The 12,405-nt window shown below is 35.8% G+C and carries 12 protein-coding genes and 1 other RNA gene; 9 read left to right on the forward strand and 4 right to left on the reverse strand.

Features of this window, described 5'->3' with window-relative positions; genetic code table 11:
• Positions 1–401: 401 nt before the first annotated feature.
• Positions 402–713 carry a hypothetical protein gene (locus tag ACJ004_RS04565; RefSeq protein ID WP_410891398.1) on the forward strand — a complete coding sequence of 104 codons (312 nt, stop codon included), beginning with the start codon at positions 402–404 and terminating at the stop codon, positions 711–713.
• A 571-nt stretch (positions 714–1,284) separates the two neighbouring features.
• On the opposite strand, the gene mcrC is transcribed toward ACJ004_RS04565, so the two are convergent.
• Positions 1,285–2,313: a 5-methylcytosine-specific restriction endonuclease system specificity protein McrC gene (gene mcrC, locus ACJ004_RS04570; RefSeq protein WP_410891399.1), complete on the reverse strand. Its 1,029-nt coding sequence runs from the start codon at positions 2,311–2,313 to the stop codon at positions 1,285–1,287.
• Complete coding sequence (locus ACJ004_RS04575; protein WP_410891401.1) at positions 2,306–4,801, reverse strand: AAA family ATPase; 2,496 nt, start codon at positions 4,799–4,801, stop codon at positions 2,306–2,308. The genes mcrC and ACJ004_RS04575 overlap by 8 nt, the downstream gene beginning before the upstream one ends.
• Before the next feature lie 217 nt (positions 4,802–5,018).
• Here ACJ004_RS04575 and ACJ004_RS04580 point away from each other — a divergent pair, with 217 nt between their 5' ends.
• Entirely contained in the window at positions 5,019–5,231 is a 213-nt protein-coding gene (locus ACJ004_RS04580; RefSeq protein WP_410891402.1) for a DUF2161 family putative PD-(D/E)XK-type phosphodiesterase, read from the forward strand.
• Positions 5,232–5,289: 58 nt separating this feature from the next.
• On the opposite strand, the gene ACJ004_RS04585 is transcribed toward ACJ004_RS04580, so the two are convergent.
• Positions 5,290–5,667, reverse strand: coding sequence for an ABC transporter ATP-binding protein (locus ACJ004_RS04585; RefSeq protein ID WP_410891404.1), 378 nt, complete (start codon positions 5,665–5,667; stop codon positions 5,290–5,292).
• A gap of 227 nt (positions 5,668–5,894) precedes the next feature.
• Between ACJ004_RS04585 and ACJ004_RS04590 the strand changes: the two genes are divergently transcribed.
• The 6 genes from ACJ004_RS04590 (at position 5,895) to ACJ004_RS04615 (ending at position 10,401) form a co-directional block, all read left to right on the forward strand.
• Positions 5,895–7,802 carry a 3'-5' exonuclease gene (locus ACJ004_RS04590; RefSeq protein ID WP_410892117.1) on the forward strand — a complete coding sequence of 636 codons (1,908 nt, stop codon included), beginning with the start codon at positions 5,895–5,897 and terminating at the stop codon, positions 7,800–7,802.
• Positions 7,803–7,817: 15 nt separating this feature from the next.
• Positions 7,818–8,306 carry a GIY-YIG nuclease family protein gene (locus ACJ004_RS04595; RefSeq protein ID WP_410891405.1) on the forward strand — a complete coding sequence of 163 codons (489 nt, stop codon included), beginning with the start codon at positions 7,818–7,820 and terminating at the stop codon, positions 8,304–8,306.
• Positions 8,306–8,929, forward strand: a complete 624-nt coding sequence (locus ACJ004_RS04600) for a hypothetical protein (RefSeq protein ID WP_410891406.1) — start codon at positions 8,306–8,308, stop codon at positions 8,927–8,929. The genes ACJ004_RS04595 and ACJ004_RS04600 overlap by 1 nt, the downstream gene beginning before the upstream one ends.
• 2 nt (positions 8,930–8,931) lie before the next feature.
• Positions 8,932–9,351 (forward strand): DUF6884 domain-containing protein, encoded by a 420-nt coding sequence (locus ACJ004_RS04605; protein WP_410891408.1) that lies wholly within the window; start codon positions 8,932–8,934, stop codon positions 9,349–9,351.
• Between the two features lie 170 nt (positions 9,352–9,521).
• Entirely contained in the window at positions 9,522–9,872 is a 351-nt protein-coding gene (locus ACJ004_RS04610) for a hypothetical protein (RefSeq protein ID WP_410892119.1), read from the forward strand.
• A 391-nt stretch (positions 9,873–10,263) separates the two neighbouring features.
• Positions 10,264–10,401: a hypothetical protein gene (locus ACJ004_RS04615; RefSeq protein WP_166262672.1), complete on the forward strand. Its 138-nt coding sequence runs from the start codon at positions 10,264–10,266 to the stop codon at positions 10,399–10,401.
• Between the two features lie 215 nt (positions 10,402–10,616).
• Here ACJ004_RS04615 and rnpB read toward each other — a convergent pair.
• An RNA gene (rnpB, locus tag ACJ004_RS04620) (RNase P RNA component class B) lies at positions 10,617–11,001 on the reverse strand.
• Between the two features lie 286 nt (positions 11,002–11,287).
• On the opposite strand from rnpB, the gene ACJ004_RS04625 reads away from it, so the two are divergent.
• Complete coding sequence (locus ACJ004_RS04625) at positions 11,288–12,166, forward strand: aldose 1-epimerase family protein (RefSeq protein ID WP_410891410.1); 879 nt, start codon at positions 11,288–11,290, stop codon at positions 12,164–12,166.
• Positions 12,167–12,405 lie beyond the last annotated feature (239 nt).

Below are 12,405 nucleotides of genomic sequence, written 5' to 3' on the forward strand. Positions count from 1 at the left end.
AGATGGTATGTTCCTATATTTTCTGATGTTCAGTGCACCATTAAAATAAATTAGTGATGCACTTTTTTTATAGGTATGTGTTAAGCGATTAATTTTTTCTAAATGATGAAGGAACCTTCAGTAGTAAGCTCTTAATGACTAAATTGACCGATGAACAATTTGAGAATTTTAAGGGGATATTTTCTGACGTTGATGTGGACCAAGAAAAGAGCTACCTAGTTTCTTATTATAATGGTGATTCCAAATTTTGTTTGGTAATGTCTCTGAGTATTTTTATTTGTCCTTTGAGGAGTATGTCGAAAAATATGGATATGACTATGTATAGAGTAATATCTAAAATCCATTTTACAATTCATTAGAAATCAGTTAATGTTTGGGTGATCAAAGAGCGGAGGTGCGTTATGGAAGAACCTTTAAATAAAATTCTTTCAGAACTGCAATATTTAGATACTGGTCAAAAAGAATTAAAAAGATGCACATGTAATCTAGAAAAGGGCCATAAAGAGTTAATAAGCTGCATAGATAATGTTGAAAAAGGTCAGAAGGAGTTATTAAATCGGACAGAAAATTTAAATAAAGGACAGGAACTATTAATATCAGGACAACAAGAGATAAAAGATCTAATTGAACAGACTGCTTCACTCATGACTGAAAATTTCACAACCATCAGAAAAGACATAAAAGCGCTTTATTCGAAGAAATCGAAGAAGTAAAGTGAAATATGGAACAGAAATAAGGATAAATGATATAAGTCTGCTGGAAAAACATTCGTTTATATTTTAGAGCCAATCCTGAGAAACAATGAGCTCTCGTCGTTGGTAAAAAGCTTATGAGAGCGAAAGTAGGATCGTACGCTGCTAGAATAGAGAAATTTATGTAGAATCTGCTAAAGAGTGGTATGTTATTTTTCATCTTATTGAAGCGGAGGCGCATGTAAATAATATGGTCTTAAGTAGGTCAGCAATTTCCAGAAATTTGTGTCTTAGTAGAAGCATTAAAAATCAGAAACAATAGTTAAAGAAAGAGTCATTGTAGAAATGTCGGTTATTGATGACTTTGAAAACGGCAATGCAGCATGGAAAGTATATAAAAAACTCGATACCGGAAAATCAAAATCTTAAATTATATATTTTTCACCCAAATCATTTAAACAAAAATAATCCACTCTTGAGTTTAGACGCAGGTGGATTACTCATTTCTTAGTTGATCCCTTCGAGGGAACGTATATTGCTGGACCGGACATATTGTGGCATTTACGGTCTTTCTTAATTTATAGTAAGAATTTTATAAAAGCGCTGCAACAGCCCTTAGTTGCCCCACAATTTCTCCCCAATCTGCACCCAAGTCAAGAGTCTTCACACTAAAACGATTTCCGCCAATTGAATAATCATGATCAGGAGTGATATCTTCATCGGTTTTTGCATATAAAAGGGCTCCGCTGACATTTCCGCTCCCATTTCGATCCTTGTTTTTTACATAAGTAAATATCTGATACAAGTTAGCAGAAATAATCGATTTGCTATTGAACAAAGTGTTTGTCTGCATGGTCCGTCCATAATACTTAGCATCAATAATCAGTGTTTTAGCCCCATAGGTAAGTGTTATATCTGTTTTCATGGTCGGTAGAAAATCCGTGATATCATCGTCAACATTCCAGTCAATGTAGGAAGCACTGACAGAATAATGAGGGTATTCTTTTTTGAAATAACCAAGTAAGAATTTCTCATACAAGCGATGCATTAATTGGTCATCCAAAAGCTCTTTCATTTTATATTCACCCGTTTCAGTCGTCATTAAAAGACCTTTGATGACTAACTGGCAGATAGTAATGAGAAGTTTATAGGTAGAATTATTTCGGTGATAGACGAATGCACTCCAGTTGATAGCGAATGGATTAAGAGTTTCAATATTCCTAAAATACAAGTTCAGCTTTTGCAATCCCTTACGATTTGCTGCTCTAACATCGCCGGATTTAATAAGTAGTTCCATGGTTGTCTTTACTATTTGATTTAAAGGTGTATTTTCTGAAAATTGATCGTAATGGCAAACCATCCTCCGAGTCATCAACGTGTTTTGACGAACAGAGTTTGTTATATCTATTTTACCTCTCAAGTTACCGGTGGTTTCCGTGTAAACGAGATAATCTTTATGTAAACCTCGTTTCAATTGGTTTGAAACACCGCGTATTAGAATGGCTGCCATCAAATCATGGAGGTTTTCAAATTCTTCTGTTTGAATATTTTTGAAGCTGGCTTCGTTAAGTGATTGATAGGCGTAAGCCAACATATAATAAATATTTTTTACCTTAATCATGAATCGCACCACGCAGCCTGCTGCTCCAGTGCTCAATCTTGGATGGTTCGTCAAACCAGTATTCTTTAATCAAAGGGATCAATTCATATTCGATCACATCTGACAACCATACATCGTCAATGATTTCATTAGTGGATAAATAACTGTGTCCAATCTGAAAGCCACTTCCAAGGGAAGCGTCTTCGGAGACATCTTCATTTAGTTTTACAACCGTATCGATTAACCGGTCAAAATTTTTATTCGCAATATTTGCTTGATATTCTTTGAAACCATCACTGCTAAATGCCGGTTCAAATTCATAAAAGGCAAACCGGCGGCGAAGGGCATAATCAATCATCGCTAAACTGCGGTCAGCTGTGTTCATCATCCCAATTATATGAACATTGTCTGGCACGGAAAATTGTTCATCTGAATAAAGCAAGCGGACTTCCTTACCTCGTTTATCATGTTCGATTAGCATTAATAATTCCCCAAAAATCTTACTTAAGTTTCCTCGGTTGATTTCATCAATGATAAAAAAGTATGGCCGATCATCTGGCTCAGCTTCTTTACAGAACTCATAAAACGGGCCTTTAGACAAAGAAAAGCCTTTTTCGGTAGGGCGGTAGCCCATAATAAAATCTTCATAGCTGTAACTTTGATGAAATTGGATCATCATTACCCGACTGGTATCTTTTTCACCCATAATCGAGTATGCCAAGCGTTCTGCAGCAAAGGTCTTTCCAACACCGGGTGCACCTAACAAAATAAGATTCTTCTTTTTTAGAAGAAGATTATTAAGGGTGACATACTGATCTTCATTCATATACACTTCAGTTAAGAAGTTTTCTGCTGTATAGCTCTCATAGTGTACTGTATCAACTTCTGGAACTTCCGTATCAGACTCTGTAATAAACATATCTTCTAATTTCTTATAATAATCCGTATAGGGTGTAATATCCGTGAGAGTTTTTAAAACAATTTGTCCTTCGTGATCCCATTCACCTCGATGCGTCCAGCGTACAGTACGTATATGCTTGTATTCATTTCTTGAGTCATCAAAGATATAGTCAGACATGACTATACCTCGGCCAATTATTTTCTTAAGCCCCTTTTTCACGATAATCACGTCATCTATTTTTAGTTCATTCGCAAATTGCCATGTAAGGTGTCCTGCATTTATATAGGAATATTCTTCACCATAGAACTCTTTCATTTTGCTCTTCATCGATTCTTTTGAAGGGTATTGTTTTAAGTTCCTGAGTTTATCCCATCCAATTCCCATGATTCCTTTTTCATAGAATTCCTCCCACAAACGGGAACCTTCGCCTGGGGCATAGATCCAATACCGCTTTTTATCTTTTGGTCCTGCTGAAGTTGGGGCAGGAGCGGCAGGTACCTTTGTATAAGATCCTGTTATCATACTTTCAATTACTTCATTTTCTTCTTTACTGACACGAAAATTTGTTGCACCAGGATAGGTTAAAATCTCCATACGTTTTGTCCGTTCATCAGCAAGTAAAGTAGTTCTTTCTACAATAGAGTCGATAAGCTTTCTTTGTATATCAATATCTACACCTAAATAAGGCTCATTGTTTAAATCATCGGAACGGTTATACGGATCGTTTGGATCGGGTTGTTTAATCTCTGGATCACAAAGAATGGTACCAGAAGCTACAATGCCACCTCCAGGTCCTGATAGCCAGATGTACACTTTGTCTCCTTTTTTAATTTGTTTAGGATTTTGATTGACAGCCCAAGTAATCGTATCAAGGTCATGAACAGCACCAATAACATCATAATATTTAGGGTTTCCCTGAAAGACCCAGCAGGACGGTTCTTCTAATTCCTTTAGAAATCTAGAATACAAAACCAATCCATTCGAAAACGCTTTATTGCCAGCAGCTAGATCTACTTCATGAAAATTAGGTGCTGAAGTAATGTTTTTGTATACTTCTTCAAATTCAGCAATTGATGTAATATGGAATAAATCAGTTACATGTAAATCGTCAATGTTTAATTTAACTGTAGCATTTTTAAGTGAATTCGTATAAGCGGTAATGGTATTGGATTTATATGGTTCTCCGTTTGATTTTTTCTGTCGGCGCATCCAATTTTGAAAAGCCGTTTTTAAATATGTATTGCTTGCCGTTTTGCCACTCCAGTCTTTTGCTACATAAGGATGCCTTTCATCTAAAAAAGCCTTGAAATGCTTCATCGAATGCAAATATCCACTTGCACGCTCTTCAGCCCGATCAGATTGGTTTTGTGATTCAAGATAATCCCTGATCTTGTCTTTTGCTATGTTTAAAGATGTCTCATCTAAAAAGCTTGACCAAAAATCTATCCCTACAATGTTATTATAGGCGAAGAATGCATCAGAAAAGTGGACGGCAATGGTGTTATCACTCCAATCTGGATGATTCTCTGCTAAATAGGTACGGAACTCCTTCCGTAGGTTCTCTACTTCTTGTTTTAAAATTGTTTTTCCCAATTTATCCACCTGCATTTATTATAAATTTAAAAAAAGCTGCTATTCCCTGACTAGCTATAAGGAAGTTAAACAACTTTACCAAATTATCTCTTATAAAACAGCTTACTTTATTTTTGAGCCATACCGTTAGTATTGTCGGATAAAAAGAAACTTATAGTAGGGATTTCCCTGCTTTATTTTAAAAGGGTGTAGAATCCTTTCCGAAGAACAATTTATAGGTTACATTTAATTTATGAAACCATTATCTCCGAAAAACTTATTTCAGTTAGGAACCGGAGACAAAACTTCCGCTATTCTTATTAAAAACGATTATGGTTGGTTTGAAAGGATAAAGAGAGGCACCTATGTAATAACTGAGAAGGGTGGAGAAGAAAAAAATGGTTATCCTGATCTTTTGATTTTTTACTTAAATAGTTTAAGGAAGCAGGAAGGCAATTTCGACTAAAAGGAGGACACATTTCGATAACCACCGAATGTGTTCTCCTTTTTTATCTTCGATTAATTTATTTTTTTCTTAAGACACCTTTTTTAACAAGGTTAACTAGTATTCCTTTATTTTTAAATTTATTAAAAGCTATTAATTTATTTAAATCTTTCACTGTTAAAATTCCCGGGTCCGCTGCGAGTTCGAAATCCCTTGTCTTAGCAATCAAGGAGAGTGCAAATTCCACTTGTTTCGGCGTTAATGAATAATCTTCTTGGTCTGGTGTTCGAACATCAGAGCTCACTTTTTCATTGACCGATTGCTCAATGGTAGCAGCATGCTCTCGTAATCTGGCCTCTACTAATGCCTCGACTTCTTCTTGACTTATTGACTTAACCTCTTTTTGGACAGATTTTTGAGTCGTATATAGTAATTTATCTAAGAAACCTTTCAACATTATTGACACTTCACCTTCATTTTAATTCCCATAATTTTATCTGTAGGTAAATTATTCCTTCAATTCTATTATTAAAGCAATCAACAGAAAAAACAATACTTTTGGAGCATTTTGTTGCTACTTTTTGTAGAAAAAGCAGTGATAATAGGAGATTTATTGTAATTGTTTAGGTGAATATTCCTAATTGTAGTATAATGGAGAAAAATGCAAATTTTGGAGCGGTTATTATGGCGATTACTATTCCTGAAACAATTAGGGCTACTGCCACTACAGGTGAGCGGTTATTTTTCCGAACTTTAAAAACCTTCCTGCCAGATGATTATATAGTTTATTTTGAGCCGGAAATTCAAGGCAGGAAACCAGATTTTGTAATTATTGGTCCGGACCTTGGAATGGTTGTATTGGAAGTAAAGGATTATACCAGAAATACGCTTTTGCAAATTAATCATGATGAATGGCATATAGTGGCAGCAAATGGTGATCAAACCATTATCGCAAGCCCCATGAATCAAGCGAAGGACTATATGTTTAAGATCGCTGACGTCCTTAAAAGAGATAAGAATCTAATAGAAACAGATGGAAAATATAAATTGAAATTGAAGTTCCCTTATGGACACGGTGTCGTTTTCACGAGATTGTATACGAAGGACTTTATTAAAGATGGGCTATACACGGTTATTGAACCAAACCTTTGCTTAACTAGAGATGAAATCGATCCTGAAAAAGAGGGATTTTCGGAAGAAATCTTGATGGAAAAAATTATGAATATGTTTGTTATTCCATATCGTTTAAAGGAACCACTTTCGATCGGAGACATTAATGCTATTCGCTATCATTTATTTCCTGAGGTTCGCATTAGCGCCGAATTTAAAGCGCCTGTTCCTTACCAAGATCAGCTATTACTGTCACTTCATGATATTAAGACAATGGATCTTCATCAGGAGAATTTAGCGAAACAGATCGGTGATAAGAACCGTTTGATTCGTGGCGTGGCAGGAAGCGGGAAGACGATTATCTTGGCCAGTCGAGCGAAAATGTTGTCAAAACAGAATCCCGATTGGAAGATTCTTATCCTTTGTTATAATATCTCGTTGGCCAATGCGATCCAACAAATGATTAATCATATGCTGAATGAACCGGAGGATCTTTTTGATTTTGATCCAACTATGAAGGCTGTCCAAAATCAAAATATTATCGTTCGGAATTTTCATTCTTGGCTTAAGAATGATCTAAAAATAAGGGAGCAGCATCTTTCAGATATCATCGATAAAATCGAAAATAAAGAAACCATTTTACCATCCTATGATGCGATTTTGATTGATGAAGGGCAGGATTTTGATGCGGATTGGCTCCGTCTAGTCAGCTTGCTAATAAATACGGATACCCAGTCCCTTTTATTGGTGGAAGATCGAGCACAGACCATTTATAGGAGAAAGCGATCTTACCTGCAGGATACCGGCTTATCTTTTCAAGGACGCTCAAAAGTGTTGTCGATTAACTATCGAAATACTGCCCAAATTGTTAAGTTTGCTTGGGAATTTTACCGCGAGCATTCTATGTTTAAAAATAAGGTGGTAAATCGTAGTCTTGAAGGTGAAATTATAGCACCGCAGAGCACGAAACGGAAAGGGCCTGAGCCTGGTATCATTCGAGCAGCCAATTTCTTTGATGAAATGAGAATGGTTGCGAGACAAATGAAAAAGCTACATGAAGAGAGGAAAGTACCTCTAGAAGAAATGTTAATCCTTTATAGAGTGAAGCGTACACATAAATATCCGATTGTTGATATTATTAAACGTTCTCTAGGTGAAATGGGTTTGCCTAACTACTGGATTACCGAGAATGACGTATCAAAGCGGTCTTTTCAAAAAGAAGATGGCAAGATCAAAATAAGTACAATTGATAGTAGTAAGGGACTCGACTTTCAAGCCGTGTTTATTGTAAATGTTGATTCCATTCCATTTCCCCTTGAAGAGGTTAAAGAAAGAGAGGTCTCTTTATTCTATATTGGAATGACAAGGGCGAAGGAGTATCTTTGCTTGTCGTATTCCGGTGAATCCGAATTTACATACTACCTGGATCGGATTTTCCTAGAGAGAAACCAGAAGAAAAGTGGTTTAGTAGAGATTAAATAAGATAGGTGTTCATACTTGGATTTTGATAAAAAGAAACATCTGTTGGAAGAATGGATTAGCTTGTACAGAGATAAATTCAGAATCGAGTTTGCTGCCGAAGGACAAAAAATAAACAAGCAAAAAATTCAAGAGCTCATAAATAGACATTGCTCAAACTATCGTGTTTCCATTGAATCCATCTATTTATTATGTATGTTTTCTGATAATGAAACCATTCCTGTATATATAGGTAAAAGTGTGAATCCCTACACCAGATGGAAAAGCCATATTGGAAAATTACTTGAGGGAAAAGGATCCTATCTACGGTGGAAGTATCTTTTAATTCATGATGATGATATTGCCAAACATACATTAATTCTGTTAATCATCCCAGACCATGAGATCGTAACACCCCCAATTCCGAACTTTCCCAAGACGGTTGGATCGGTAGAGTATCAATTGGTAAGTCTGGTATCTGACGCCTACCCAGATACGCTACTAAATAAAGAAGGGAATCGAAGATAATGATCGACTTTCATTCATGGCTTTTTAATGTTCCAGGATATTATTTTGTTCCTTTATTTGAAGTAAACGAAGATTTTATGGTTAATACCAAGCTTCTTGGAAAAAAGGAAAAAAGGACATTGGTAAGGAATCAAGAAATGGAAAACGCAGTCATTAATCTAGTTGAAAGCAACATTGAACGTTCGGATTGGGAAGGACTGTTATACATCATGGGAAAAGGGGAAAAGGAATCGTTTGTTCCTCTTTATATAGGTAAGGCGGAGAAAAAGGGAGTCAAGCATCCGATTAGTGTAAATATAGCAAATATAAGAACTAACAAGGCGAAGTTTGCTCGATGGGGAGATAATGTTGCTTACCATATTGGTGATCTGAGTCATGCATTATTTGGGTTTGAATCCTATAAGAAGCCAGATAAGAAATATAAAGCATGGGCAAATGTTCTATTTTCGAAATATGATCCACCCATTCTGAAGGAACCTGTCTATCTGTATTTGCTTCCTTGGTATGAAGGAAACAAAGGTATATCAGGCTTGCATAGTTCACTTCCAGCCTTAGAAAAGGAATTAATTTCTTTAGCATCGGTTTTTTATAAAGACTCATTACTTAATGTGGATGGTGTGTAAGAATGTCTAAATACGCGTTGATTAGCTGCACAAAATTAAAACAAGATTACCCATGTTCTGCCAAAGAAATGTATTTAGAATCTCAATTATTCAAGAAAGCTGTTCAGTATATAAGCAAACAAAATTATGCTGACTGGTTCATATTATCCTCTAAGTATGGATTACTACATAAAGACACTTTAATCGAACCATATGATATTACGTTAAACAACATGAATGCTTCACAACTGAAAGAATGGTCAAAAGAGGTCTTTGAACAATTAATAAAATTAGAGGCACACAAATTCGACTTTTATGCTGGGAAAAAATATAGAGAATACCTTATCCCACTTTTAGAAAATAGAGGGATTCCATGTTATATCCCTCTTGAAGGTAAAGGAATAGGTGAGCAGCTAAAATTCTATAAGGATCAACATGTTTGATTCAATATATCTACAAAATCCAGGTTCAAGTGATTTTATCATTCATTCAATAATATGATATTTACATAGAATTAATTTATAGAGTATTAGGGAGCGTGGAGGAATTGAGAAAGGCTTACATAATAAATACGAATCGTACAAATAGGCCAAATGGAGAAACCGAGAGGGATATGTTGAAAAATGAAAAGTGTGCAGCCTATTTTTCTCCTTGGAAAGAGAAAATCGAACAAATTCAACCCAATGATTTAGTTTTTCTTTATAGAAATGGAAAAGGCATTATTGCAAGAGGAATCGCAACGGGAGTATTTGAAATAGCAGATTATCAGAATGATGAAGGTTTACATATAAACGAAGAGTATTATATGAATTTAAATCGATTTGAAAGCTTACGTAATCCAGTACCTTCTGCTGATATTAATGATATCGTTGGCACTCATGTAGTTCTAGCACAGACATTGGTGTCAATGAATTACGATCGTGGTTTGAAAATTTGGCAAGCTATTACAAAAAATTATTTATAAACTTTTGGTAGTTTTTTTAGTCTCGTGAAGGGAAAGATCCTAACATTTTCAGATAAGTTAATGATGTTTCACACAAATAGCCTGACCGCTATTAGTGTAGCGGGATATGGGCCTGCGATCTGAGCTAGTTTAAGAAAAGATTTTGGCGTACTACACAAGACTAGTGGCTGAAATACTTCAATATGCAAATGATGGTGTGTGAAATTAATGATTAAAAACAGGTGTCTTGATCAACCGCCACAAAATGTGGACAGAGAAGCATTAAGAAATAAGTGTTTAACGACTAACCTAAATTAAATTGGATATAGTAGAGAAGCGCTTTTTTAGGTTTCTAGAAAAAATCTTTATTAAAAAACAGAATGGGACAAACTAGATTTGAAAGGGTGAAGTTATGGAAAAGAATAAAAAAGTATCGGAGAAATTAAGTTATGAGTCAGATGGAAAAATGGGTAAAAACCATAATAAGGTAAAAGATAACAAAAAAGATCAGGCTGATGATTTCTTTAATACCACACAAAACAGTGAATAAAAAATAAAACCTACTTACAACCTGAGTAAGTAGGTTTTTACTAGATCTTACCAACAGATGAAAAAATGGATGAAAATACGAAAAGCAATCCGAATAGGACGATAATTTATGTATTTTGTGCGGGGATATAAAACTTGGACGATTGATTTATAAGCCATATTGCTCGTCCAACCCGCAATCAATTGTAGCTTTGAACGATAAATTGCTCATGAAATGGATGTAAGCCAGGTTCTGTTCCTCCGTACTCCAATCGGCAGCAAGCCTTGTACAGGAAGAAGTAGTCATATAACTATCGGCTAATGGCCGATCCATCCGTTAGGTTCATTTACCGCAGGATGATGCCCCTACCTTAATTTGGGTTGCTCGCTCGTGGGGTTTACCCGTTCCACCTTTTCCGTTTCCAGAAAAGCTCGTCACTGTGGCATTTTCAGGTTATTCTCAGCATATCCAAAAGGACTTAGCATGATTTCACCGCCGTCAGCCGAAACGGTTAATCGGCTGCCCACCTTTGCAGATGGCACGAACACTACAGGCATCTCAGCACTGTGCGAGCCTGGACTTTCCTCAGCTCCAATAAAGGAACCGCGACTACTCACCATTTCATGTTTTTGAATTCGTTCAGAAGCGACAACACATAATATACCAAGGATACATTGATAAATCCTTAGTAATTTAATTCCAATGTTTCCAATTATGTTTGGTATTCTCAGGGTAATTTCTCCAAAGGTCAATTTTATATTTAATTTAATACTTTCCACAGAAACAAAAAGTCGTCATACTATTTTATAAAATTGTACTAGGTAATTTTTTGAGATTTGTCCTTGGTATTATGAAGGGTAACTTTACACCATGATTCATCTTAAACTTGAGAGTTGAGGGAAAAATGATGCTTGTAATTGAAAATGATTGGTTAAAGGTAGGTATAGTAAGAAACGGTGCAGAAGTACGAGAAGTGAAGCATAAGAAAAATGGGATAGACTATATGTGGACAGGGGATAACGCATACTGGGGACGAGTCTCTCCGGTCTTATTTCCGATTGTTGGACGATTAAAAGGAGATCGGTATCAACTGGATGATCATACCTACAAGATGTCACAGCATGGCTTTTTGCGTGACGTTGTATTCGATGTAGAAGAGCAGACAGCAACAACCGTTTCTTTTGTGCTTGAGTCTGCTGGACGCTTCAGTCATGTTTATCCTTACGAATTTAAAGCGATAATTCGTTATTTACTCAAAGAGGACTCCCTAATGGTTCAGTGGGAAATAGTGAATGAAAACAAGGTAGAAATGTATTTTTCAATTGGTGCTCATCCTGCATTTAAGATTCCGCTTGTAGAAAATGAAACCATTGAGGACTACCGTTTAAACTTTACTCCTGCAGCAAATAAAAATGTAATGGAATATGAGCTAAAGGATTCTCTTATCCATGAGAGAGGAACTGCTAATGATATTTCAACGATTCAACTCAAGCACACTCTATTTGCACATGATGCTCTTGTCTACAGCAATATCGATCAAATTACACTGGAATCTAATAAATCAGGTCATGGAATAGAAGTATTGTTCGAAAAATTCCCGTTTGTTGGAATTTGGTCGAAATATATGGACACTACTGGCACTATAGCGCCATTTGTTTGCATAGAGCCTTGGTACGGTATTGCCGATACGTATAATACATCTGGGAACATGAAGGAGAAGATTGGAGTGAATAAGCTTGAAGCAGGAGAAACATTCCAAGCTGAATATAAAATGAAGTTTAAATAACAGTCGAAAGGAGATTGTCTATTTGTTCCTCATTCAAATGAAATGCATGTCCTGGTATGGAGAGAGACATTTATAAAATTCGTTTTATTCCACGATCACGCAAATACTTTCAATGGCGTTATAACCAAGACAATTTTCATGTGTATTGGTATTAAATCATAAAGTTAGGCTTCCATCCAATCCTATTTAGGTGAAAGCTCATAGACTACTTTGACTATAAATGAAAGGAGGATATGAAT

The organism is Neobacillus sp. 204 (genome assembly GCF_046562815.1).
Lineage (GTDB): Bacteria > Bacillota > Bacilli > Bacillales > Cytobacillaceae > Neobacillus.

What these genes read in the sequence shown, in the direction of transcription:
- ACJ004_RS04625 (WP_410891410.1), top strand. Translation starts at nt 11,288, where the DNA reads ATGCTTGTAATTGAAAATGATTGGTTAAAGGTAGGTATAGTAAGAAAC.
- mcrC (WP_410891399.1), bottom strand. Translation starts at nt 2,313, where the DNA reads ATGATTAAGGTAAAAAATATTTATTATATGTTGGCTTACGCCTATCAA.
- ACJ004_RS04565 (WP_410891398.1), top strand. Translation starts at nt 402, where the DNA reads ATGGAAGAACCTTTAAATAAAATTCTTTCAGAACTGCAATATTTAGAT.
- ACJ004_RS04580 (WP_410891402.1), top strand. Translation starts at nt 5,019, where the DNA reads ATGAAACCATTATCTCCGAAAAACTTATTTCAGTTAGGAACCGGAGAC.
- ACJ004_RS04575 (WP_410891401.1), bottom strand. Translation starts at nt 4,801, where the DNA reads ATGCAGGTGGATAAATTGGGAAAAACAATTTTAAAACAAGAAGTAGAG.
- ACJ004_RS04605 (WP_410891408.1), top strand. Translation starts at nt 8,932, where the DNA reads ATGTCTAAATACGCGTTGATTAGCTGCACAAAATTAAAACAAGATTAC.
- ACJ004_RS04610 (WP_410892119.1), top strand. Translation starts at nt 9,522, where the DNA reads ATGTTGAAAAATGAAAAGTGTGCAGCCTATTTTTCTCCTTGGAAAGAG.
- ACJ004_RS04585 (WP_410891404.1), bottom strand. Translation starts at nt 5,667, where the DNA reads ATGTTGAAAGGTTTCTTAGATAAATTACTATATACGACTCAAAAATCT.
- ACJ004_RS04615 (WP_166262672.1), top strand. Translation starts at nt 10,264, where the DNA reads ATGGAAAAGAATAAAAAAGTATCGGAGAAATTAAGTTATGAGTCAGAT.
- ACJ004_RS04600 (WP_410891406.1), top strand. Translation starts at nt 8,306, where the DNA reads ATGATCGACTTTCATTCATGGCTTTTTAATGTTCCAGGATATTATTTT.
- ACJ004_RS04590 (WP_410892117.1), top strand. Translation starts at nt 5,895, where the DNA reads ATGGCGATTACTATTCCTGAAACAATTAGGGCTACTGCCACTACAGGT.